Source organism: Streptomyces sp. NPDC127098, from assembly GCF_042722465.1.
GTDB lineage: Bacteria > Actinomycetota > Actinomycetes > Streptomycetales > Streptomycetaceae > Streptomyces > Streptomyces millisiae.
Genome location: NZ_JBHXFJ010000020.1, coordinates 1 through 22,766, shown reverse-complemented (window position 1 = coordinate 22,766; position 22,766 = coordinate 1). Strand labels below are relative to the sequence as shown.

The window sequence follows — 22,766 nt, the reverse complement described above, 5'->3', positions numbered from 1 at the left end:
CCCGTCGAAAGGAGAACCCGAACCGTGAGCGTCACCAGCACCGACCCGCGCCAGGACGGCCGGGCCGCCCCCGAGGCCGGACCCCCGGCGGGCGCCGACCTGGCCCGCCCCGGGGGCGGCACCGGCGGGGTGCTCAACGTCTTCTCCCACTCGTTCCTGGTGCTCTGGGCCCTGATGGCCGCCGGGCCCGTGATCTGGGTGGTGATCTCCAGCCTCCGCCCGCACGCCGACGTCGTCGCCGACCCCTTCGGGCTGCCGACGGAACTCCGCTGGGAGAACTTCAGCAACGCCTGGACCAACGCCGACATCGGCCGCTACGCCGTCAACTCGCTCATCGTCCTGGCGGGTTCGCTCACCGGCACGATGCTGCTCGGCTCCATGGCCGCCTACGTGTTGGCCCGCTTCAGCTTCCGCGGCAACCGGCTGATCTACCTGCTCTTCACCGGTGGGCTGATGTTCCCGGTCTTCCTCGCCCTGGTGCCGCTGTTCTTCGTGCTCAACAACTTCGGCCTGTTGAACACCCGGCAGGGCCTGATCATCGTCTACGTCGCCTACTCGCTCCCGTTCACCACCTTCTTCCTGGTCTCCTTCTTCCGCAGCCTGCCCGGCGGCGTCCAGGAGGCCGCCGCCCTCGACGGCGCCTCGCACACCAGGACCTTCTTCCAGATCATGATGCCGATGGCCAGACCAGGGCTGATCAGCATCGGGATCTTCAACTTCCTCGGCCAGTGGAACCAGTTCGTGCTGCCCCGGGTGCTCAACGTCGGCGACCCGGACGACGCGGTGCTGCCCCAGGGCCTCGCCGCGCTGATGGTCCAGCAGGGCTACGAGGGCGACTGGGGGGCGCTCTACGCCGGCGTCACCATGTCGATGCTGCCGGTCCTGGTCGTCTACGTCACCTTCCAACGGCAGGTCCAGTCGGGGCTGACGGCGGGCGCCCTTCGCTAGCAGGGGACGTCGGGCCGGCAAGCGGTTTCCCCGCTGTTCCCCCAAGTCCGGCCCCGAGTTCATATAGTGGGCGCGGGCCGCGCTGCCGGAGCGGGCCGGCGGGCCCGCGGTCGTGCCCGCCCGGGAGACCGGAAGTGGAGTGAGCCGTGGAGACTCCGGGGTCGCAGTCCTCGCTGCACCGGGCCAATCTGGAACGCGTCGTCCGGGCCGTGCGCGCCGCCGGCTCGCTGACCCAGGCCGACATCGCGCGCACCACGGGCCTGTCCGCCGCCACCGTCTCCAACATCGTTCGGGAGTTGAAGGGCCTGGGCACCGTCGAGGTGCGCACCACCTCGGCCAGCGGCCGGCGGGCCCGCAGCGTCTCGCTCTCCACCGACGCCGGGATCGTCGTCGGCGTCGACTTCGGCCACTCGCACCTCCGCGTCGCCGTCGGCAACCTGGCCCACCAGGTGCTCGCCGAGGAGGCCGAGCCCTTCGACGTCGACTCCTCGGCCGACCAGGGCTTCGACCGTGCCGAGAAGCTGGTCGGCCGGCTGCTGACGATGGCCGGCGTCGACCGCGCCAAGATCATCGGCATCGGCCTCGGCGTGCCAGGACCCATCGACGTCGCCACCGGGGCCCTCGGCTCCACCGCGATCCTCCCCGGCTGGCGCGGCACCAACCCGCGCGAGGAGTTGGAGGCGCGCACCGGCGTCCGGGTCCACGTGGACAACGACGCCAACCTCGGCGCGCTCGGCGAGTACGTGTGGGGGAGTGGCCGCGGCGCCGGCGACCTCGCCTACATCAAGGTGGCCAGCGGCGTCGGCGCCGGCCTGGTCATCGGCGGCCAGATCTACCGCGGCCCGGGCGGCACCGCCGGCGAGATCGGCCACATCACGCTGGACGAGTCGGGCCCCGTCTGCCGCTGCGGCAACCGAGGCTGTCTGGAGACGTTCACCTCGGCCCGGCACGTGCTGCCGCTGCTGTACTCCAGCCACGGCACCGACCTCACCATGCACCGGGTCGTGCAGTTGGCCCGCGAGGGCGACCCCGGCTGCCGCCGCGTCGTCGCCGACGTCGGCCGGCACATCGGCACCGGCGTCGCCCAGCTGTGCAACCTGCTCAACCCGAGCCGCGTCGTCCTCGGCGGCGACCTGGCCGAGGCCGGCGAGATAGCCCTCGGCCCGATCCGCGACTCCGTCGGCCGCTACGCGATCCCCAGCGCCGCCCGCCATCTCACCCTGGTGCCCGGCGCGCTCGGCGGCCGCGCTGAGGTGCTCGGCGCGCTCGCGCTCGTGCTGCGCGAAATGGGCGACGGAATGCTGCTCGGCCCGGCTTCCTGAAAGCGGGCGGAAAACGGGCGGTGGTGAGCCGTGAATCGCCCGAACGGGCAGGACAAGATCGAATTCCCGCGTTGTTCCCTTGAATTGCGTCGCCAAACGGACGAGACGTGAGTAAGGAAAAGTCTCGGTTCGGTTGACGCATGCTTCAAGTATTGACGGCATCATTACCCCGGAGTTAGCTCTCTGCCGACCGAGGCCGCGCAGTTGCCGCCCTACCGGAAGGCGAAGCCAACCATGCGTCAATTACTTCGAAACGCCGCCGTCGGAGCCATGACCATCGCCCTGGCCGCCGCCCTGGCCGCCTGCGGCGAGGCCGGCGGGGGAGACGACGACGACACGAACGGCGGCGAACCCAACGAGGGCGGCGGCACTATCGGCCTCCTCCTCCCCGAGGACGCCACCACCCGCTACGAGTCCTTCGACCGGCCCTTCATCGAGGCCAAGATCGAGGAACTCTGCGGCGACTGCGAGGTCCAGTACGCCAACGCCGGTGAGGACACCAACACCCAGGGCCAGCAGTTCGAGGCGATGCTGACCGCCGGCGTCGACGTGATCATCCTCGACCCGGTGGACGCCTCCGCCACCTCCTCCTGGGTGGAGAACGCCGCCGCCGAGGGCGTCCCCGTGGTGGCCTACGACCGGCTCGCCGAAGGCCCGATCGACGCCTATGTCTCCTACGACAACGTGCGCGTCGGCGAACTCCAGGGCGAGACCCTGCTCTCCGCACTCGGCGACGAGGCCGAGGGCGCCCGGGTCGTCATGATCAACGGCTCGCCCACCGACCCCAACGCGGCGATGTTCAAGGACGGCGCGCACTCGGTGCTCCACGAGACCGCCGAGGTCGTCTTCGAGCAGGACATCACCGGCTGGGACTCGGCCATCGCCAACGAGGAGATGAACGCGGCCATCGAGTCGCTCGGCGACGACGGCTTCGACGGCGTCTACGTCGCCAACGACGGCATGGCGGCCGGCGTGATCACCGCCCTCAGCTCGGCCGGCATCACCGACGTGCCGGTCGGCGGCCAGGACGCCGAACTCGCCGCGCTCCAGCGGATCGTGGCCGGCCAGCAGACCTTCACCATCTACAAGGCGCTGCGCGAGGAGGCCGAGACCGCCGCCGAGATGGCCATCCGCCTGCTGCGCGGTGACGCGCTCAACGACCTGGCCCCCGAGACGGTCGACAGCGCCACCGACCAGGGCGTGCCGGCCCGCCTGCTCACCCCGGTCGCCGTCACCGTCGACAACATCGCCGACACGGTGATCGCGGATGAGTTCTACACGGTGGACGACATCTGCACCGACGACTACGCGGAGGCGTGCGCCGCCGCGGGGCTGACCTGAGGGTTTCCCCCACCCACCCGCCGGTCCCCTTGGCGGGGGCACGCCGGGCCGGGCTGCGCCCGGCCGCCTGCGGCGGCGCGGTCGTGCCGCGCGGTCGCCCGCCGGGCGCACACCGCGCGGGCCCGCGGCCGGTGCGGGTCGCCTGCGGCGGGCTGTGGCCCGGTGTCGGCGTGGGTCGCTTGCGGCGGGCTGTGGCCCGGGGGGTGGCGTGGGTCGCTTGCGGCGGGCTGTGGCCCGGTGTCGGCGTGGGCCGCTTGCGGCGGGCCGTCGCCCCAAGCCGGCGCCCACCCGCCCCTCGCCCTGGCGGGGTCCGCCGTCCCATCCGGCGGGGCGGCCTTCGGCCCGCACGCCCGTGGCGGCGTGGTCGCCCTGCGGGCGCCTCGCCGGGCCGGGCTGCGCCCGGCCGCCGGCCGAGGCCGCATGTGCCTCGCCCCGCCGGGGGCGAAGGGGCGGGTGGGTGGGGAGAGACCCTCGGCCGCACCACCGGACGTAGGCCTCGCCGGCTCGCCCGTTGGGGCGGGTGGTCGGGGAAAGAACCGTCGCCCAGAGGGAGTCGAACGCCATGACAGCCACCACCGCACCACCCCCGTCCCCCATCCTCGCCCTGCGGGGCGTGTCCAAGCGGTTCGGCGCGGTGCAGGCGCTCACCGACGTGGAGTTGGAGATCCGGGCCGGCGAGGTCACCGCCCTCGTCGGGGACAACGGGGCGGGGAAGTCCACCCTGGTCAAGACGATCGCCGGCGTGCACCCCGTCGACGCGGGCGTGATCTCCTGGAAGGGCGCGCCGGTCCGCATCGCCAAGCCCCACGACGCCCAGGAGCTCGGCATCGCCACCGTCTACCAGGACCTCGCGCTCTGCGACAACCTCGACGTCGTCGCCAACCTCTTCCTCGGCCGCGAGATACGCCGCCGCAGCGTCCTCGACCAGGTCACCATGGAGAGCCGCTCCCGGGAACTGCTGGACACCCTGTCGATCAGGATCCCCAGCGTCCGCATCCCGGTGGCCTCGCTCTCCGGCGGTCAGCGGCAGGTCGTGGCCATCGCCCGCGCGCTCGTCGGCTCCCCCGAGGTGGTCGTCCTCGACGAGCCCACCGCCGCGCTCGGCGTCGAGCAGACCGCCCAGGTGCTCGACCTGATCGAGCGGCTGCGGGAGCGCGGCCTCGCGGTGATCCTCATCAGCCACAACATGGCCGACGTGCGGGCCGTCGCGGACCGCGTCGTCGTGCTGCGCCTCGGCAGGAACAACGGGGACTTCCGCGTCGCCGAGACCTCGGGCGAGGAGATCATCGCCGCCATCACCGGCGCCGCCGACAACGCCGTCGCCCGCCGCGCGGGCCGCACCGGCGCCCCGCAGGAAGCACCCAAGGAGAGCCATGAGTGACGACCTGGCGCCCGATCCCCGGCTGCTGGTCCGCGAACGGGGCCTCGCCGGCTACGTGGAGGCGTTCCGGCGCCGGATACGCGGCGGCGAACTCGGCTCCATCCCCGTCATCGTCGGCATGATCGTCATCGCCGTCGTGTTCCAGAGCCAGACCGGGAACTTCCTCTCGCCGCGCAACCTCAGCAACATCACCGTCTACATCGCGGGCCCCGGCATCATGGCCGTCGGCATCGTCCTGGTGCTGCTGCTCGGCGAGATCGACCTCTCCGTCGGCTCCATGGCCGGCCTGTCCGCCGCGCTGTGGGCGGTGCTCTCGGTCAGCCACGGCGTCGACGACCTGCTGGCCATCGTCCTCGCCGTCGGCGCCGGCGCCGTCGTCGGCACCGTCCACGGCTTCTTCTTCGCCCGGGTCGGCGTACCGGCGTTCGTCGTCACCCTGGCCGGCTTCCTCGGCTGGAGCGGCCTGCAGATCTGGGTGATGGGCGACGAGGGCACCATCAACGTGCCGTCCGACAGCCTGGTCCGTGACTTCTACAACTTCTACTTCAGCGACATCTCCGCCGCCTACTCGCTGGCCACCGTCGTCACGGCCGGCTACGTGTTCGCGCTGTGGCGGCAGGAGCGCCGACGCCAGGCGGCCCAGCTGCCCACCAGGCAGCTCGGCGAGATCGTGCTGCGCGGCGCCCTGGTCGCCGTGGCCGCCTTCCTCACCGCCTACACACTCAACCAGCACCGGGGGCTGCCGCTCGCCCTCGTCGTCTTCCTGGTCATCCTGCTGCTCGCCGACTTCATGGTGCGCCGCACCACCTACGGCCGCCAGATCTACGCCGTCGGCGGCAACGCGGAGGCGGCCAGGCGGGCCGGCATCAACGTCGAGTTCGTGCGGCTCACCGTCTTCACCATCGGCAGCGCGCTCGCCGCCTTCGGCGGCCTCTTCGTGGCGGCCCAGGCCGGCGGTGCCTCCAAGAGCCTGGGCTCGGGCAACCTGCTGATGAACGTGATCGCCGCCGCCGTCATCGGCGGCACCAGCCTCTTCGGCGGCCGCGGCTGGATCTGGTCGGCGCTGCTCGGCACCCTCGTCATCCAGTCCATCACCACCGGGCTCCGCCTGATGAGCATGTCGAGCGAGATCCAGTACATGATCACCGGCGCGGTGCTGCTGATCGCCGTCGTCGTCGACTCCGTCTCCCGGCAGACCAGGCGAAGCGCGGGACGAACCTGAGGGCCGTCCGCGCGGGCCCACGGGATCCATCCTGCGGGCCCGCCGGGCGGCTCGTCACACTAAACTTCGTCGGACGGTCATGTGAGACAGCCCGACGCAAGGAGGAACGGTGCCGCTGCTGACCCGTATCACGGGACCGCGCGATCTCGACCGGCTGAGCCCAGAACAGCTGGACGAGCTGGCCGGCGAGATCCGCTCCTTCCTCATCAGCTCGGTCGCCAGAACCGGCGGCCACCTCGGCCCCAACCTCGGCGTCGTCGAACTCGCCATCGCGATCCACCGGGTCTTCGACTCGCCGCGCGACCGCGTCCTCTGGGACACCGGCCACCAGAGCTACGTCCACAAGCTGCTCACCGGCCGGCAGGACTTCTCCCGGCTCCGCGCCAAGGACGGCATCTCCGGCTACCCCTCCCGCGCCGAGTCCGAGCACGACGTGATCGAGAACAGCCACGCCTCCACCGTGCTCGGCTGGGCCGACGGCCTGGCCAAGGCCAACGAGCTGCGCGGCGACCCGCACCACGTGGTGGCCGTCACCGGTGACGGCGCCCTCACCGGCGGCATGGCCTGGGAGGCGCTGAACAACATCGCCGCCGCCAAGGACCGCCCGCTGGTCATCGTCGTCAACGACAACGAGCGCTCCTACGCGCCGACCATCGGCGGCCTCGCCAACCACCTGGCCACCCTGCGCACCACCGACGGCTACGAGCGCTGGCTGGCCCGCGGCAAGCAGATGCTCAACCGCACCCCGGTCGTCGGCCGCCCGCTCTACGGCACCCTGCACGGCGCCAAGAAGGGCCTGAAGGACGTCATCGCGCCGCAGGGCATGTTCGAGGACCTGGGCCTGAAGTACCTCGGCCCCATCGACGGCCACGACATCCAGGCCCTGGAGTCGGCGCTGCAGCGCGCCAAGCGGTTCGGCGGCCCGGTCATCGTGCACTGCATCACCGAGAAGGGCCGCGGCTACCAGCCCGCACGGGACGACGAGGCCGACCAGTTCCACGCGGTCCCCGTGATCCACCCCGACACCGGCCTGCCGGTCTCCCAGTCGAGCGCCGACTGGACCTCCGTCTTCGGCGAGGAGATCGTCAAGATCGGCCGGGAGCGCGAGGACATCGTGGCCATCACCGCCGCCATGCTCCGCCCGGTCGGCCTCGCCGACTTCGCCGACGAGTTCCCCGACCGGGTCTTCGACGTCGGCATCGCCGAGCAGCACGCCGCCGTCTCGGCCGCAGGACTGGCTACCGGCGGGCTGCACCCGGTCTTCGCGGTCTACGCCACCTTCCTCAACCGGGCCTTCGACCAGCTGCTGATGGACGTGGCCCTGCACCGCTGTGGCGTAACGTTCGTTCTCGACCGGGCCGGCGTCACCGGGCCCGACGGCGCCTCCCACCACGGCGTCTGGGACATGTCCATCCTGCAGTGCGTGCCCGGGCTGCGGCTCGCCGCCCCGCGGGACGCGGACCAGCTGCGCGCCCTGCTGCGCGAGGCCGTCGAGGTCGACGACGCGCCCACCGTCGTTCGCTACTCGCGCGGCAAGGTCGGCCCGGCCGTCGCGGCCGTCGGCACCGTCGGCGGCATGGACGTGCTGCTGCGGCCGGACTTCGGACCGGACGCGGCCACCGAGCGGCCCGACGTGCTGCTGGTCTCCGTCGGCGCGCTGGCCCCCGTCTGCCTGGAGGCCGCCGAGCTGCTGCGCAGGCAGGGCATCAGCACCACCGTCGTCGACCCCCGCTGGGTCAAGCCCGTCGACCCGGCCCTGCCGGGGCTCGCCGCCGAGCACCGCGTGGTGGTCACCGTGGAGGACAACAGCCGCGCGGGCGGCGTCGGTTCCGCGATCGCCCAGGCGCTGCGCGACGCCGACGTGGACGTGCCGCTGCGCGACTTCGGCATCCCCGACCGGTTCCTTGAGCACGGCACCCGCGAGGAGGTGCTGGCCGCGGCCGGCCTGACGGGCCCGGACATCGCCCGCCAGGTCACCGGCCTCGTCGCCCGCCTGGAGGGCCCGCTGGACGCCACCCGCGCCTGACGGCGCGGCCCGCCGGAAGGGGCCCGGGCCGTCAGAAGCTCATCGCCTCCCGCGGCCCGACCGTCTCGGCGCCGAGCGCCGCCACCCGCGCCCGCAGCTCCCGGTCGGCGGTGACCACCAGGCACCGCCGGCCCGCGCCCTCCGCGCGCACCAGCCGCACCACCAGGTCGTCGCCGCTGCCCGGCGCCGACTCGACCCGCACCCCCGGCACCGAGGCCACGCCGCGCGCCGCGCCCTCCACGACCAACACCACCTCGGCCGGCCCCGGATAGCCGACCAGCCGGTCCCGCAGCCGCTCCGCCGCCCCCCGCCGGTCCCGCCACCAGCCGTCCGGCACCGAGCCCACCACGTTGGCCCCGTCCACCACGACCAGCGGCACCCGGCCCGCCTGGGGCGAGCCGGGTGCCGCCGTCGACTTCCCGTCCGTCACCGGTCCTTCACTCCGGAACGCTCGCCACCCCGCGCGGCAGCAGCCGCCGCCCGAGGACCCGCTCCGAGATCCCGGCCCGGTCCAGGTACGGGGTGATCCCGCCCAGGTGGAACGGCCAGCCGGCGCCGGTGAGCAGACACAGGTCGACGTCCTGCGCCTCCGCCACCACGCCCTCGTCGAGCATCAGCCCGACCTCCTCGGCGATGGCGTCCAGCGCCCGCGCCCGCACCTGCTCCTCGGTCAGCACCCGGTCGCCCACCTCGAACAGCGCGAGCACCTCTGGGTCCAGCTCCGGCTTGCCCGAGTCGTGCGTGTACAGGCCGCGCTTGCCGGCCGCCACCACCCGGCCCAGGTTCTCCGAGACCCCGAACCGGTCGGGGAACGCCCCGTGCAGCGTGCCCGCCACATGGTGCGCCACCGCGGGCCCCACCAGTTCCAGCAGCGTGATCGGCGACATCGGCAGGCCGAGCGGCTCCAGCGCCCGGTCCGCGACCTCGACCGGGGTGCCCTCGTCGATCGCGCCCAGCACCTCGCCCATGAACCGGGTCAGGATCCGGTTCACGACGAACGCCGGCGCGTCCCTGACCAGCACCGCCGACTTCTTGAGCTTCCTGGCCACCGCGAAGGCCGTGGCCAGCGAGGCGTCGTCGGTCTGCTCCGCCCGCACGATCTCCAGCAAGGGCAGCACCGCCACCGGGTTGAAGAAGTGGAAGCCGACCACCCGCTCCGGATGCTTCAGCTCGGCCGCCATCTCGGTCACCGACAGCGAGGAGGTGTTGGTCGCCAGGATCGCCTCCGGCGACACCACGGCCTCCAACTCGGCGAACACCTGGCGCTTGACCGACATCTCCTCGAACACGGCCTCGATCACGAAGTCCGCGTCGGCGAAGGCCGCCGCCCGGTCCAGCGAACCGGTCACCGCAGCCTTGAGCCGGTTGGCCTTGTCCTGGCCGATCCGCCCCTTCAACAGCAGCATGTCGACCTGCTCGTGGACCCAGCCGACGCCCTTGTCCACCCGCTCCTGGTCGATGTCCGTCAGCACCACGGGCACCTCGAGACGCCGCGCGAACAGCAGCGCCAACTGGGAGGCCATCAGTCCCGCGCCCACCACGCCGACCTTGGTGACCGGCCTGGCCAGCGACTTGTCCGGCGCGCCCACCGGCCGCTTGGCCCGCCGCTGCACCAGGTTGAACGCGTAGAGCCCGCTGCGCAGCTCCTCACCCATGATGAGGTCGGCCAGCGCCTCGTCCTCGGCCGTGAAGCCGGCCCGCACGTCGCTGTCCCTCGCCTGGGAGACGATCTCCAGCGCCCGGTAGGCGGCCGGCGCCGCGCCGTGCACCTTGTCGTCCGCGATCGTCCGGCCCCTGGCCACCGCCTCGTCCCAGGCCGCGCCGCGGTCCGGCTCCTGCCGCACCACCTCGATCTCGCCGCGCAGCACGGCCGAGGTCCACACGAGCGACTGCTCGAGGAAGTCGGCGCCGTCGAAGAGGGCGTCGGCGATGCCGAGTTCGTAGACCTTCGTGCCGTTCAGCATGCGGTTCTGGCTGAGCGCGTTCTCGATGATCACGGTGACGGCGCGGTCGGCGCCGATCAGGTTCGGCAGCAGCGTGCAGCCGCCCCAGCCCGGCACCAGGCCAAGGAAGACCTCGGGCAGCGCGAACGCGCTGACCGCGCGGGAGACCGTGCGGTAGGCGCAGTGCAGCCCGACCTCGACGCCGCCGCCGAGCGCCGCGCCGTTGTAGTACGCGAACGTCGGCACCGCGAGCCCGGCGAGCCGCGCGAACACGTCGTGCCCGCCACGCCCGATGGCCAGCGCCTCGTCCCGCTCGCGCAGCACCTCGACGCCCTTGAGGTCGGCGCCGACCGCGAAGACGAACGGCTTGCCGGTGAGGCCGACGCCGACGATCTCGCCCGCGTCGGCCTCCGCCTGCACCTGGTCGATCGCCGCGTCAAGGTTGGCCAGCGACCGCGGCCCGAAGGTCGTCGGCTTGGTGTGGTCGAAGCCGTTGTCCAGGGTGATCAGCGCGAACCGGCCGCCGTTCCCCGGCAGGTCCAGGTGGCGCACGGACGCGCTGGTGACCACCTCGTCCGGAAACCGCTCGGCCGCCGCACGCAACGTCTCGGTCGTACCGCTCACTTGCCCTCCCACTGCGGGTTCTCCCAGATGACCGTGGCACCCATGCCGAAGCCCACGCACATCGTCGTGAGGCCGTACCTCACGTGCGGCTGGTCCTCGAACTGCCGGGCCAGCTGCGTCATCAGCCGCACCCCGGAGGAGGCCAGCGGGTGGCCGAACGCGATCGCGCCGCCGTACTGGTTGACACGGGGATCGTCGTCGGCGATGCCGAAGTGCTCGAGGAAGGCCAGCACCTGCACGGCGAACGCCTCGTTGATCTCGAACAGGCCGATGTCGCCGATCGTGAGCCCCGCCTTGGCCAGCGCCTTCTCGGTCGCCGGCACCGGACCGTACCCCATCACCTCGGGCTCGACCCCGGTGAACGCGAACGACACCAGGCGCAGCTTCACCGGCAGCCCGAGCTCCCGGGCCACCTCCTCGGCGGCGATCACGGAGGCCGTGGCGCCGTCGTTGAGGCCGGCCGAGTTGCCGGCGGTGACCCGGCCGTGCGGCCGGAACGGCGTCTTGAGCGAGGCCAGCCCCTCCAGCGTGGTGCCGGGCCGCATCGGCTCGTCGGCGGTGGCCAGCCCCCAGCCCTGCTCGCCGGCCTCCGCCGAGGTGCGGCGCACCGCGACCGGCACCAGGTCCGCCTGGATCTTGCCGTCCGCGTACGCCTTGGCGGCCTTCTCCTGGCTGCGCACCGCGTACTCGTCGGCACGGGCCTTGCTGAGGCTGGGGAACCGGTCGTGCAGGTTCTCCGCCGTCATCCCCATGAAGAGCGCGGACTCGTCGACCAACTTCTCCGAGACGAAACGCGGGTTGGGGTCCACGCCCTCGCCCATCGGGTGCCGGCCCATGTGCTCGACGCCGCCGGCGACGGCGATGTCGGCGGCGCCGAAGGCGATGGCCCCCGCGGTCGTCGTGACGGCGGTGAGCGCGCCGGCGCACATCCGGTCGATGGAGTAGCCGGGCACGGACTTCGGCAGACCGGCGAGGATGGCCGCGGTGCGGCCGATGGTCAGCCCCTGGTCGCCGATCTGCGTGGTGGCCGCGATGGCCACGTCGTCGACCCGCTCCGGCGGCAGCTGGGGGTTGCGGCGCAGCAGCTCGCGCACGCACTTGATGACGAGGTCGTCGGCGCGGGTCTCGTGGTAGATCCCCTTCGGACCCGCCTTGCCGAACGGAGTACGGACGCCGTCGACGAAGACGACGTCCCTGACGGTACGCGGCACGATGGTTCTCCTCCACGCCGAGAGATTCCTGTCCGCCTCCATGCTACTCACCGGTAACCCGACGCGCGACGGCCTGTCCGGTTTTCCCCCACGGGCCCGCTGTGCGCTTGGCGTTGGCCGCCGGCCGACAGGCCCGGGCCTGTCGGCCCTGCGGTGCCGCGCCCACCCACCCCCCTTGTCGGGTGGCCTCGCGCGGCCCGTGCCGCGCGGCCCGGCGGCGCAGCCGCCACGGGCCATCGGCCCTGCCGGGCCGTACACCGCGCGCAGCGCGCAAAAGGGCAGGCGGGTGGGGGAAACTCGGCGCGAAGCGCCTGGGCGCCCGGCCCTCCGGGCCATTAACCGCGCGCAGCGCGGTCAGGCCCGCCACCGCCCCCCCCGGCGCGAAGCGCGGAGAGGGCGGGTGGGCGGGGAAAACGGCGGCGAAGCCGGGGCGGCGCGGCCCGCCGCGGCTTCGCCGCGCGTAGCGCGCGAAAGGGCGGGTGGGTGGGGGAGAACCGGCGCCGGCGCGCCGCTCAGCGGCGCATGGCACGGTCAGTCGGTGAGGGCACGGGACAGCAGGTCGACCGTCTGCCCGATCTGCCACTCGCGCGCGCCGAGCGCGCGCAGCGCCGGTGCCAGCGCCGAAGGGGTGCGATCGGTCGGCGGTTCCCAGCACAGCCGCCGCACCACGTCCGGCGCCAGCAGGTTCTCCTGCGGCAGCCGCAGCGTCTCCGCGTGCGCCGTGACCGCCGCCCGCGCCGCCGCCAGGCGGGCCGCCGCGGCCGGGTCCTTCTCCGCCCAGGCCCGTGGCGGCGGCGGGCCGGCCGTCTGCTGGCCCGGCTGCGGAAGCTGCGACTCGGCCAGCTCCCTGGCCCGGTCGATCGCCGCCTGCCAGTGCTGGAGCTGGCGCCGCCCCATCCGAGTGCCGAAGCCCGGCAGCGCGGCGAGCAGCCGCGTGTCCTGCGGCATGGCCTGCGCCGCCGCCACGATCGCCGCGTCCGACAGCACCTTGCCCGGCGACAGGTCCCGCCGCTGCGCGACCTGGTCCCGCGCCGTCCACAGCTCCCGCACCACCGCCAACTGCCGGCGCCGGCGTACCTTGTGCACGCCGGAGGTGCGGCGCCACGGGTCCTTGCGAGGTGGCGGCGGGGGCGCGGCGGCGATCGCCGCGAACTCCTCGAGCGCCCACTCCAGCTTGCCCTGCCGCCGCAGCTCGTCCTCCAGCGCGTTCCGCAGGTCGACCAGCAGCTCGACGTCGAGCGCCGCGTACCGCAGCCACGGCTCGGGGAGCGGGCGGGTGGACCAGTCGACCGCCGAGTGGCCCTTCTCCAGGCTGTAGCCGAGGACCGTCTCGACCATCACGCCGAGACCCACGCGCGCGAAGCCGGCGAGGCGCCCGGCCAGTTCGGTGTCGAAGAGCCGGGAGGGCACCAGACCTATGTCCCGCAGGCACGGCAGGTCCTGGGTGGCCGCGTGCAGCACCCACTCCGTGTCGGCGAGGACGGAGCCCAGGGCGGAGAGGTCGGGGCAGGCGACGGGGTCGATGAGCGTGGTGCCGGCGCCCCTGCGCCGCAACTGCACGAGATACGCGCGTTGCCCGTAGCGATAGCCGGAGGCCCGTTCGGCGTCGACCGCGACCGGGCCGTCGGCCGCCGCGAAGGCGGCGACCACCTGAGCCAGGGCGTCGGCGTCCGCGATGACCGGCGGCACTCCCTCGCGGGGGGCCAGCAGCGGTACCGGGGTCGGCCCTGACGGCTCGGATGCGGTGAGATCAGGGCTCGCTTCGGCGGTCTGCTGGGCGTCGGTCACTAGTTAAGACTAACTCTGTGCGCACGGTGCACAACGTCCGTCCACACTCCCGGCACCGGGTGGACCCGGGCACGTCCGCCGGGGGCCGGGAGCGACGGCGTAGAAGGAACGGTTCAGTGGATGATGCCGGTGCGCAGCGCCACCGCCACCATGCCGGCCCGGTCGCCCGTGCCGAGCTTCCGCGCGATGCGCGCCAGGTGGCTCTTGACCGTCAGCGCGGAGAGGCCCATGGAGACGCCGATCGCCTTGTTCGACTGGCCCTCCGCCACCAGCCGCAGCACCTCGACCTCGCGGCCCGAGAGCTCGCGGTAGCCGCCCTGGTGCGCCGGGGCGCCCGGCTGGCGGCGGTGCAGGCCGCGGGCCGCGGCGGCGCCGATGTGCGAGGCGCCGTGCCGGGTGGGCGGGCCCAGGTTGTTGCGGGTGCCGGTGACGACGTAGCCCTTGACGCCGCCGGCGAGTGCGTTGCGCACCGCGCCGATGTCGTCCGCGGCCGAGAGGGCCAGGCCGTTGGGCCAGCCGGCGGCCCTCGTCTCGGAGAGCAGGGTGAGCCCGGAGCCGTCGGGGAGGTGCACCTCGGCGACGCAGATGTCACGGGGGTTGGCGACTCGGGGTCGGGCCTCCGCCACGGACGACGCCTCGATCACGTCCCGCACGCCGAGCGCCCACAGGTGGCGGGTGACGGTGGAACGGACACGGGGGTCGGCCACGACGACCATGGCGGTCGGCTTGTTCGGGCGGTAGGCGACCAGGCTTGTGGGGTGCTCAAGGAGAACAGACACCGGGCCTCCCGGGAGGGGTGGGATGGGGACGGATCCGAAACCGACTCCCGGGGAGGAGTCGGGGCGATCCGGGTGGAAGGGTCACTGACTCCTTCGGCACGATCCCACTGGGCCTTTAGAGAATGATCACGAACCGGTGATTCGTCATCCCAGCGTTCCCGCGTTCACATCGCCCGCGGACCGCGGCGGCGGGGCAGGGCGGTGACCGCCGGGCCGTTGGATTCCGGGGGCAGCCCGGCGCACTGCGCCAGCAGTCCACACCAGGCCAGCAGGTGGGCGCCGGCCTCGTCGGGGTCGGCCGGGGTCCAGGAGGCGCGCAGTTCAAGATCGGCCCGCGCCGGCCGGTCGGCCAGTCCGCCGAAGAAGTTCGAACCGGCCCTGGTGACCGTGCCGTTGGCCTCCCGCCGGTCGAGCCCTCGGCCGTCAAGCGCCTCCGTCAACCAGGACCACGCCACGTCCGGCAGCAGCGGGTCGGTGGCGAGCTCCGGCTCGAGGTCGGCCCTGGCCAACGTCACCACCCGGAAGTCGCCCTGCCAGGTCTCGTCGCCCGCCGGGTCGTGCAGCAGGACGAAGCGGCCGTCGGCCAGCTCCTCCTCGCCCGCCGTCACGGTCGCGCCCACCGCGTGTGCGAACGGCGCGAGCCTGCGGGGCGGCGGCAGCGGCGCGAGCCTGATCTCGGGGCGCGGCCGGGCCGCGGTCAACGCCGTGACCGCACGCCGGAAGGCCTCCGGGACCCGCGCACCGGGGTCGTTCATGATTCCGGACTCCTCCGCCGGCTGGGTTCGAGACGCTGCCATGGCCGGTAACCCTAGGGGGTACGGCCCGCCGGGGCCCGCCGTCCGTGTTCGGGGCGGCGGCCGGACCATGACGACCAGACCCTAGGCGCTCACCGCCCCGTGACGCCGGTAGGCACACCCGCGCGCGCCGTCCGATCGCGGTGGCGTGGGAGACTGCTGCCTGTGACTGTGACCGACTCCGCCTTCCTCAAGGCGTGCCGCCGCGAGCCCGTCCCGCACACCCCGGTGTGGTTCATGCGACAGGCCGGCCGCTCGCTGCCCGAGTACCGCAAGGTCCGTGAGGGCATCGCCATGTTGGACTCCTGCATGCGGCCCGACCTGGTCACGGAGATCACCCTCCAGCCCGTCCGCCGGCACGGCGTCGACGCGGCCATCCTCTTCAGCGACATCGTCGTCCCGCTCAAGGCCATCGGCGTCGACCTCGACATCAAGCCGGGCGTCGGCCCGGTGGTCGCCCGACCCATCCGCAGCCGCGCCGACCTCGACCAGCTGCGTCCGCTCGAGCCCGACGACGTGCGCTACGTCGCGGAGGCCGTCGGGCTGCTCACCGCCGAGCTGGGCGACACCCCGCTGATCGGCTTCGCCGGCGCTCCGTTCACCCTCGCCAGCTACCTGGTCGAGGGCGGCCCCTCGCGCAACCACGAGCACACCAAGGCACTGATGTACGGCGACCCCGAGCTGTGGGCCGAGCTGCTCGACCGGCTCGCCGGGATCGCCGGGGCCTTCCTCGGCGCGCAGATCGACGCCGGCGTCTCGGCGGTCCAGCTCTTCGACTCCTGGGTCGGCGCGCTGGCTCCCGCCGACTACCGGGCCTCGGTGCTGCCCGCCTCGGCCAAGGTCTTCGAGGCCGTCGCGGGGCGCGGCGTGCCCCGCATCCACTTCGGCGTCGGCACCGGCGAGCTGCTCGGCCTGCTCGGCGAGGCCGGCGCCGACGTGGTCGGCGTCGACTGGCGGGTCCCGCTGGCCGAGGCCGCCCGCCGCGTCGGCCCGGACAAGGCGCTCCAGGGCAACCTCGACCCCGCCGTGCTGTTCGCGCCGCCCGAGGTCGTCGCCGCCCAGGCCGACCGGGTGCTCGACTCCGCCGCCGGCCTGCCGGGACACGTCTTCAACCTGGGCCACGGCGTCCTGCCCACCACCGACCCGGACGCCCTGACCCGGCTCGTCGCCCACGTCCACGAGCGGACCGCCCGCTGACCCGCCCCGACGCCACGTGAAGCGACGCACCGAGGGGGAGCCATGCATGTGATCGTCGTCGGCGGCGGCATCTCGGGCCTCGCCGCCGCCCACCGGCTGCTGTCCGCCGGCGTCCGGGTCACCCTGATCGAGGGCTCGGACCGGTTCGGCGGCAAGCTCCACACCGGCTCGGTCGCCGGCGTCGGAGTCGACCTGGGCGCCGAGTCGATACTCGCCCGCCGCCCCGAGGCCACGGAGCTGGCCCGCGCGGTCGGCCTCGGCGACGCGCTGCGCCCGCCGGCCGTCGCCGGCGCGTCGATCTGGACCAGGGGCGCCCTGCGGCCCATGCCGCAGGACCACGTCATGGGCGTGCCCTCCTCCGTAGCTGCCCTCACCGGGGTGCTCTCCGACGCCGGGCTCGCCCAGATCGCCAGGGACGCCGAGCTCCCCCCGCTGGAGGTCGGCGAGGACGTGCCCGTGGGGCGGCTCGTCGCCGAGCGCATGGGCCGCGAGGTCGTCGACCGGCTCGTCGAGCCGCTGCTCGGCGGCGTCTACGCGGGTGACGCCTACCAGATCTCGCTGCGCTCCGCCGTGCCCAAGCTCTACGAGGCCGCCCGGGAGCACGACACGCTGCTGGCCGCGGTCCGTGCCGTGCGGCGCCAGTCGCCGCCGCGCGCCCCCGGCGAGCCGGTGTTCACCGGCATCGAGGGCGGCGTCGGCACCCTGGCCGGGGCCGTCGCCGACGCCTGCCGGGCCGAGGGCGCCGCCCTGGAGACCGGCGTCGCCGTCACCAACCTGCGCCGCACCGCGCGCGGTTGGGCCGCGGCCCTCGGCGACGGCCGCTCGCTCGCCGCCGACGGCGTGGTGCTGGCCGTGCCGGCCGCCGGCGCCGGCCGGCTGCTCGCCGCCGAGGCGCCGGCCGCGGCCGGCGAGCTGGCGGCCGTCGAGTACGCCTCGATGGCCATCGTCACCCTCGCCTTCCGCCGCGCCGACCTGGCCAGGCTGCCCCGCGGCAGCGGCTTCCTGGTGCCGGCGATCGACGGCCGCGTCATCAAGGCCGCCACCTTCACCACCGGCAAGTGGGACTGGGCGGCCGCCGCCGACCCCGGCCTCTTCCTGCTGCGCGCCTCCGTCGGCCGCTACGGCGACGAGTCACCGCTCGGCTGGGACGACGCCGACCTGGTGCGCGCCGCGCTCGACGACCTGGGCGAGGCCGCAGGGCTCACCGGCAAGCCGGTGGACAGCGTGGTGACCCGCTGGCAACAGGGCCTCCCGCAGTACACCGTGGGTCACGCCGAGCGGGTCGCCCGGGTGCGCGGCTACCTCGCCGGGTTGCCCGCGCTGCGGCTCGCCGGCGCCTCCTACGACGGCGTCGGCATCCCCGCGTGCGTCGCCTCCGCCCAGCGGGCCGTCGCCGAGTTGCTGCGTGCCCTGCCGACGGGGCCGCGCGAGGAGGCGGGGGAGTGAGGGGAGAGAATACGGCCATGACTACCGCACCAGACGCCTCGGAGAAGTCCGCGGGCAAGCGCGCCAAGGAGCTCAACGAGGTCATCCGTTACACCCTCTGGTCGGTGTTCCGGCTGCGCGAGCCGCTGCCCGAGGAGCGGGCCGGCCACGCGGCGGAGGTCACCGAGCTCTTCGAGCAGCTGGCCGCCAAGGACGTGGTGGTGCGCGGCACCTACGACGTCTCCGGGCTGCGCGCTGACGCCGACGTCATGATCTGGTGGCACGCCGAGACCGCGGACGCCCTGCAGGACGCCTACAACCGCTTCCGCCGCACCCGGCTCGGCCGGACCCTGGAGCCCGTCTGGTCCAACATGGCGCTGCACCGGCCGGCCGAGTTCAACAAGTCGCACATCCCGGCGTTCCTCGCCGACGAGACCCCTCGCGACTACGTGAGCGTCTACCCGTTCGTCCGCTCCTACGAGTGGTACCTGCTCCCCGACGAGGAGCGGCGCGGGCTGCTGGCCGAGCACGGCCGGATGGCGCGCGGCTACCCGGACGTGCGGGCCAACACGGTCGCCTCGTTCTCGCTCGGCGACTACGAGTGGATCCTGGCCTTCGAGGCGGACGAACTGCACCGGATCGTGGACCTGATGCGGCACCTGCGGGGCTCGGCCGCCCGGCGGCACGTCCGCGAGGAGATCCCGTTCTTCACCGGCCGCCGCAAGTCGGTGGCCGAGCTGGTCTCCGACCTCGCCTGACGGCGCCGGGGGCCGCCCGGCGCGGCGGCTATCCGCCGCCGCCGCAGCCCCCGCCGCAGCCGCCACCACCCCCGCACGAGCTGCCGCCGCCGCAGGACGAGCCACCGCCGTCGCCGCCCCCGCCACCGCCGCCCCCGCCACCACAGCCGCCGCCCGCGGTGGCGCCGGTGGCGCCGCAGCCGTAGGCATAACCGCTCGTGGCGGCGGCCGAGCCGCTGCCCATGAGCGGCAGCGCGGCGGCGTCGGCCAACTGCGCGCGCAGTTCGAGATCCGTCAGCGCGACGATCCCGCCCACCGCCACCAGCGGGGCCAGGGCCGTTCCCCCGGTCACGGCCACCCGGTACCGGGACACCGCCTCCATGCCCGCGGCCGGCAGCGGGTCCCGGCCGGGGCCGAACACCAGGCTCGCCATCAACGCGCCCGCGGCCAGGGCGATCATCACGGCCGCCCCGGTCGTTCCCGAGGAGTCGCCGGTCGCGAGCACGACCAGCAGCACCAGGGAGACCGCGATGACGACGAGCGACAGCGTCAGGGCGAGCCTGGCCGCCGACCGCCAGGCGAGGCGGCTGGCGGGCCGCAGCAGCAGGCCCCGGGTCACCAGGTCGTCGCCGACCGCGGCCACCGCCGCCGAGCCTGCGAGGCCGCGCCGGACGGTGCTCAGCGGCGCCTCCCAGCCGGCCCCGCACTGGGCGAGCACCTCACGCTCCAGGGCGTCGTCCGCGACCGGCTCGACGACGTGCAGCACGCCGTCGTCGACCAGGATCCGCTCCTTGTCGTAGAGGGCACACAGCACGGTGTCCGCGACCCTGCCGGGGCCACCGGAGAGGAACGCCGCCTCGTAGGGCGACTCCAGGGTCGCCTCTCCCACCTGCTTCGGCAGCGTGTTCAACGCCCGGCCCCTGGTGGTGAACAGCCGGACGAGCCCCAATCCCAACAGACCGCCGGCGAGTACGTAGAACGTCAACATGGCGGTCACCCCCTATCTTCCGAGTAGTCGGGCGAGCCTTCCCCTCGGCCGGCCCGTGCGCCGTCGCAGCCATGTCTCGACGGCGCGCCTGGTGTCCCGGTCGGTCAACCGGTCGCCGACCAGCAGGTGTTCGGCGAACGCGGTCGCGTCCCGGTGGTAGCCGCCGATCAGCGGCGTCGAACGGATGTAGTCGAGCACCAGCGGCCGATAGCCCTCGCCCAGGATCTCCGGCAACTCCGGCGCCACCCGGGCCAGCACCCCCGCCCGTTTGGCGGCCAGCGCGGACCGCTGGATCCTCAGCCGCGCCGGGTCGAAGCCCTCGGGGACCGGGCCGCCGGCCGTCAGCGCCGAGAGCAGCGCGTCCTGCCGAGCGGCCAACCGGCGCCGGGCGGCGTCGAGTTCCTCCGGCTCCCGGGGCTCAGCCATGACGCACCCCGGAGACCACCTCGCGGATCGCGGCCAGTTCGCCGGCGAACTCCGCCGGCGGCCCGAACGCCTCGTCCCGCTCCAGCAGCACCCCCGGCGGCTCCGTTCTGGCGCACAGTTCGCCGAGCACGTCGAGCACCGCGGGCGGAACCGGGTGCGCGTGACTGTCGTGCCAGACGCCGTCCCGCTCGACGCCACCGGCCACGTGCACGTAGGCCAGCGCGTCGAGCGGGACGGCGTCCAGCGCGGAGGCCGGGTCCTCCCCGCGGTTGACCTTGTTGGTGTACAGATTCGCGACGTCGATCAGCAGCCCGACCCCCGTACGGTCCACCAATTCCGTCAGGAACTGTCCCTCAGTCAACTCGTCACCCGGCCAGCTGAAGAGCGCCGCGATGTTCTCCAGCGCCAGTGGTACGGGCAACGCGTCCTGTGCGATCCGCACGTTCTCGCACAGCACGCGCAGCCCGTCTCGGGTCCGCGGCACGGGCAGCAGGTGCCCCGCCTCGACGGCCGGCGTGTCGGTCAGCACGCCGCCCGCCCGGACGAAGGCGATGTGCTCGGTGACCAGCGGAGCGTTGAGCGTCTCCGCCACCCACGCGAGCGACACCAGCCGGTGGGGCGAGGGCCGCTCGGCGCCCCCGAGCCCGAGCGACACCCCGTGCGGTACCACCGTCATGCCGCGCCCGATGAGCCTGAGCAGGCTCTCCGGCAGGTGGTCGGGGCAGATGTTCTCCGCGACCACCTCGACCCAGTCGATTCCGGGCAACTCCTCGACGACGGCCGCTATCTCGGGCCGCCAGCCGATTCCCATTCCCAGTCGTGGCACGTTCTCCCCCTCACGACCTCGGCCGCCGGAACCGTACTTCGTGGCAGAGTTGTCTCCGGCCCCGGGGTTCGGGAATCCCTTTGGACGATGTTCAGAGCTAGATCTGAGGTTTGGGCTCGGATTCGGGCCCGAATGTGAGACAAGGGGCGAGATGAGACTGACGGGTGTCTCGCGTCGCTACGGCCGGCGCGCGCCATGGGTGCTGCGCGGCGTGGACCTGGAACTGCGCCCCGGCGCACTCACCCGGATCGAGGGCGGCAACGGCTCGGGCAAGTCCACGCTGCTGCGCCTCGTCGCCGGCCTCGACGTGCCGAGCCGGGGCCGGATCACCGGCCGGCCGCGCCGGGTCGGGTACGTGCCTGAGCGGTTCCCCGCCGCGCTGCCGCTGACCGCGCGCGGCTACCTCACCCACCTCGGCCGGGTGCACGGCCTCCCCGGGCGGCGCGCGGCCGAGGAGGGCGAGCGCTGGCTCGCGCTGCTCGGCGCCGCTGAGCACGCCGACACGCCCATGAGCGAGCTCTCCAAGGGGAGTTGCCAGAAGGTGGCGGCCGCCCAGGCGCTGCTCGCGGAGCCCGGGCTGCTGGTGCTCGACGAGGCGTGGACCGGCCTCGACCAGCAGGCCCGTGGAACCCTGGACGCGGCCGTCGAGGACCGGCTCACGGCCGGCACCACGGTGGTATTCGTCGACCACGACCCGGCGCGGCTCGCCCACGTCGACGGCGTGGCCCTGCGGGTCGAGGCCGGCCGGCTCACGGCGGCCGGGCGGCCCGTGGCCACGGTGGTCGTCGAGGCGGAGGGGCCGCCCGACGCTCCGGCGCCGCCGGGCGCCGAGCGGCTTTCGGACGGCGCGATCAGGCTCACCGCCCCCGCCACGGACTCGGACGCGCTGCTGCGGGCCCTGCTCACCGCGGAGCCCGCCTGGCACATCAGGGCGGTGCGCACCCGCCCATGACCGTGCTGCTCGCTCTCGTCCGCTACCGCCTGGCGCTGGTGTTGCGCTCCCACCGCTGGCTGCCGCCGCTGTTGCTCCACGCCATGCTGCTGTTCGTCGGCGTGCGGGCCGACGAGCCCGTGCTCGACTCGCTCGGCCTCGCCGCCGCGGCCGCCCTGCCGACGGCGGCCTGGCTGGTGCGGGTCGCTACGGCCGCCGAGCCGCCGGCCGCCCGCGCCTGCGCGGTGGCCGCCGCGGGCCGGGCCCGGGTCCGGCTGGCCACGGTCCTGACGGCGCTCGTGCTGTCGTCGGTGATCGCCGCCGCCGGCACGGTCGTGGTGCTGCTGATCAGCGACGCCCACGGGGCCGACCGCCGTACCCCGATCCCGCTCGCCGCCGCCGCGGCGGCCGGCGCCGCGGCGATGTTGACCTGCGTGCTGCTCGGCACGGCACTCGGCGTTCTGTGCAACCGGCCGCTGCTGCGCAGCCCGGCCTGGTCGATCCCGGTCACCGCGTTCGCGGCCATCGCCCTGCTGGTGGGCGGCGCCTCGCCGGCCAACGCGGCGGTGAGCACGCTGATCGACGGCTCCCAACAGGGTGCGGCGGACTGGCCGTTGCTCCCGTTGATCGCTGCCGCACTCCTGACGGCGGCCGCGACGGCCCTCGCCTGCGCCACCCGCCGCCCGGACTGACCGCCCCCGCCCTCTCGTTACGCGCTCGGCGTCGGCCGCCGGGACCGGCGCGGCGCGGCCGCCGTGTCGGCCTGCGGCCGTGCCGCGCCCACCCACCCGCCCCTGGGGGCACCTCCCAGCGTTAGCTGGGGGAGGGCGGCCTCGCGCGGCGGGGGCCGTGTGGCC

At 73.9% G+C, this 22,766-nt stretch carries 18 protein-coding genes and 1 pseudogene; 11 read left to right on the top strand and 8 right to left on the bottom strand.

Going from position 1 to position 22,766, the window contains the following annotated elements:
* The first annotated feature begins 24 nt into the window (after window positions 1-24).
* The 6 genes from ACFWI8_RS15290 to dxs all read left to right on the top strand — a co-directional run bounded on the left by ACFWI8_RS15290 (window position 25) and on the right by dxs (window position 8,240).
* Complete coding sequence (locus ACFWI8_RS15290) at window positions 25-948, top strand: carbohydrate ABC transporter permease (RefSeq protein WP_387090704.1); 924 nt, start codon at window positions 25-27, stop codon at window positions 946-948.
* A gap of 146 nt (window positions 949-1,094) precedes the next feature.
* Window positions 1,095-2,270, top strand: coding sequence for an ROK family transcriptional regulator (locus ACFWI8_RS15285; RefSeq protein ID WP_387090701.1), 1,176 nt, complete (start codon window positions 1,095-1,097; stop codon window positions 2,268-2,270).
* Between the two features lie 234 nt (window positions 2,271-2,504).
* Window positions 2,505-3,611 carry a sugar ABC transporter substrate-binding protein gene (locus ACFWI8_RS15280; protein ID WP_387090698.1) on the top strand — a complete coding sequence of 369 codons (1,107 nt, stop codon included), beginning with the start codon at window positions 2,505-2,507 and terminating at the stop codon, window positions 3,609-3,611.
* A gap of 562 nt (window positions 3,612-4,173) precedes the next feature.
* Window positions 4,174-4,992, top strand: coding sequence for an ATP-binding cassette domain-containing protein (locus tag ACFWI8_RS15275; protein WP_387090696.1), 819 nt, complete (start codon window positions 4,174-4,176; stop codon window positions 4,990-4,992).
* The gene (locus ACFWI8_RS15270) at window positions 4,985-6,214 is read left to right on the top strand and encodes a sugar ABC transporter permease (protein WP_387090693.1); all 1,230 of its coding nucleotides are present in this window, start codon (window positions 4,985-4,987) and stop codon (window positions 6,212-6,214) included. The genes ACFWI8_RS15275 and ACFWI8_RS15270 overlap by 8 nt, the downstream gene beginning before the upstream one ends.
* Before the next feature lie 109 nt (window positions 6,215-6,323).
* Complete coding sequence (gene dxs / locus ACFWI8_RS15265; protein WP_387090691.1) at window positions 6,324-8,240, top strand: 1-deoxy-D-xylulose-5-phosphate synthase; 1,917 nt, start codon at window positions 6,324-6,326, stop codon at window positions 8,238-8,240.
* Between the two features lie 31 nt (window positions 8,241-8,271).
* Here dxs and ACFWI8_RS15260 read toward each other — a convergent pair whose 3' ends face one another.
* From ACFWI8_RS15260 to ACFWI8_RS15235, 6 genes are all read right to left on the bottom strand, one after another.
* On the bottom strand, window positions 8,272-8,670 hold the full coding sequence (locus ACFWI8_RS15260; protein ID WP_387090688.1) for an NTP pyrophosphohydrolase: 399 nt from the start codon (window positions 8,668-8,670) through the stop codon (window positions 8,272-8,274).
* 7 nt (window positions 8,671-8,677) lie between these two features.
* Window positions 8,678-10,807, bottom strand: a complete 2,130-nt coding sequence (locus tag ACFWI8_RS15255) for a 3-hydroxyacyl-CoA dehydrogenase NAD-binding domain-containing protein (RefSeq protein ID WP_387090685.1) — start codon at window positions 10,805-10,807, stop codon at window positions 8,678-8,680.
* Complete coding sequence (locus tag ACFWI8_RS15250; RefSeq protein ID WP_387090682.1) at window positions 10,804-12,018, bottom strand: thiolase family protein; 1,215 nt, start codon at window positions 12,016-12,018, stop codon at window positions 10,804-10,806. The genes ACFWI8_RS15255 and ACFWI8_RS15250 overlap by 4 nt, the downstream gene beginning before the upstream one ends.
* A gap of 531 nt (window positions 12,019-12,549) precedes the next feature.
* Window positions 12,550-13,806 (bottom strand): HRDC domain-containing protein, encoded by a 1,257-nt coding sequence (locus tag ACFWI8_RS15245; protein WP_387090679.1) that lies wholly within the window; start codon window positions 13,804-13,806, stop codon window positions 12,550-12,552.
* Window positions 13,807-13,919: 113 nt separating this feature from the next.
* On the bottom strand, window positions 13,920-14,585 hold the full coding sequence (locus ACFWI8_RS15240) for a response regulator transcription factor (RefSeq protein ID WP_311604177.1): 666 nt from the start codon (window positions 14,583-14,585) through the stop codon (window positions 13,920-13,922).
* Window positions 14,586-14,749: 164 nt separating this feature from the next.
* Window positions 14,750-15,340, bottom strand: coding sequence for a DUF3000 domain-containing protein (locus ACFWI8_RS15235; protein WP_387090675.1), 591 nt, complete (start codon window positions 15,338-15,340; stop codon window positions 14,750-14,752).
* A gap of 195 nt (window positions 15,341-15,535) precedes the next feature.
* Between ACFWI8_RS15235 and hemE the strand changes: the two genes are divergently transcribed.
* Genes hemE through hemQ form a run of 3 tightly spaced genes read left to right on the top strand, consistent with a single transcriptional unit; the run spans window position 15,536 to window position 18,759 of the window.
* The gene (hemE, locus tag ACFWI8_RS15230) at window positions 15,536-16,576 is read left to right on the top strand and encodes a uroporphyrinogen decarboxylase (protein WP_387090886.1); all 1,041 of its coding nucleotides are present in this window, start codon (window positions 15,536-15,538) and stop codon (window positions 16,574-16,576) included.
* A 42-nt stretch (window positions 16,577-16,618) separates the two neighbouring features.
* A complete protein-coding gene (hemG, locus tag ACFWI8_RS15225; RefSeq protein WP_387090673.1) occupies window positions 16,619-18,022 on the top strand; it encodes a protoporphyrinogen oxidase in 1,404 nt (467 codons plus the stop codon).
* 17 nt (window positions 18,023-18,039) lie between these two features.
* On the top strand, window positions 18,040-18,759 hold the full coding sequence (gene hemQ / locus ACFWI8_RS15220; protein WP_387090670.1) for a hydrogen peroxide-dependent heme synthase: 720 nt from the start codon (window positions 18,040-18,042) through the stop codon (window positions 18,757-18,759).
* A gap of 28 nt (window positions 18,760-18,787) precedes the next feature.
* On the opposite strand, the gene ACFWI8_RS15215 is transcribed toward hemQ, so the two are convergent.
* Together ACFWI8_RS15215 and ACFWI8_RS15210 are read right to left on the bottom strand one after the other, a co-directional pair.
* Window positions 18,788-19,726, bottom strand: a complete 939-nt coding sequence (locus ACFWI8_RS15215) for a TIGR04222 domain-containing membrane protein (RefSeq protein ID WP_387090667.1) — start codon at window positions 19,724-19,726, stop codon at window positions 18,788-18,790.
* Between the two features lie 12 nt (window positions 19,727-19,738).
* Window positions 19,739-20,963 (bottom strand): annotated as a pseudogene (locus ACFWI8_RS15210) (DUF692 domain-containing protein).
* Between the two features lie 166 nt (window positions 20,964-21,129).
* Here ACFWI8_RS15210 and ACFWI8_RS15205 point away from each other — a divergent pair.
* Together ACFWI8_RS15205 and ACFWI8_RS15200 are read left to right on the top strand one after the other, a co-directional pair.
* Window positions 21,130-21,930, top strand: a complete 801-nt coding sequence (locus ACFWI8_RS15205) for an ATP-binding cassette domain-containing protein (protein ID WP_387090664.1) — start codon at window positions 21,130-21,132, stop codon at window positions 21,928-21,930.
* Window positions 21,927-22,601, top strand: a complete 675-nt coding sequence (locus tag ACFWI8_RS15200) for an ABC transporter (protein ID WP_387090661.1) — start codon at window positions 21,927-21,929, stop codon at window positions 22,599-22,601. The genes ACFWI8_RS15205 and ACFWI8_RS15200 overlap by 4 nt, the downstream gene beginning before the upstream one ends.
* The last annotated feature ends 165 nt before the right edge of the window (window positions 22,602-22,766 follow it).

Bases quoted from the DNA above. Each gene is read 5' to 3' on its own strand.
- ACFWI8_RS15280 (WP_387090698.1), top strand. From the start codon at position 2,505: ATGCGTCAATTACTTCGAAACGCCGCCGTCGGAGCCATGACCATCGCC.
- ACFWI8_RS15275 (WP_387090696.1), top strand. From the start codon at position 4,174: ATGACAGCCACCACCGCACCACCCCCGTCCCCCATCCTCGCCCTGCGG.
- ACFWI8_RS15270 (WP_387090693.1), top strand. From the start codon at position 4,985: ATGAGTGACGACCTGGCGCCCGATCCCCGGCTGCTGGTCCGCGAACGG.
- ACFWI8_RS15235 (WP_387090675.1), bottom strand. From the start codon at position 15,340: ATGAACGACCCCGGTGCGCGGGTCCCGGAGGCCTTCCGGCGTGCGGTC.
- hemG (WP_387090673.1), top strand. From the start codon at position 16,619: ATGCATGTGATCGTCGTCGGCGGCGGCATCTCGGGCCTCGCCGCCGCC.
- hemQ (WP_387090670.1), top strand. From the start codon at position 18,040: ATGACTACCGCACCAGACGCCTCGGAGAAGTCCGCGGGCAAGCGCGCC.
- ACFWI8_RS15215 (WP_387090667.1), bottom strand. From the start codon at position 19,726: ATGTTGACGTTCTACGTACTCGCCGGCGGTCTGTTGGGATTGGGGCTC.
- ACFWI8_RS15205 (WP_387090664.1), top strand. From the start codon at position 21,130: ATGAGACTGACGGGTGTCTCGCGTCGCTACGGCCGGCGCGCGCCATGG.
- ACFWI8_RS15200 (WP_387090661.1), top strand. From the start codon at position 21,927: ATGACCGTGCTGCTCGCTCTCGTCCGCTACCGCCTGGCGCTGGTGTTG.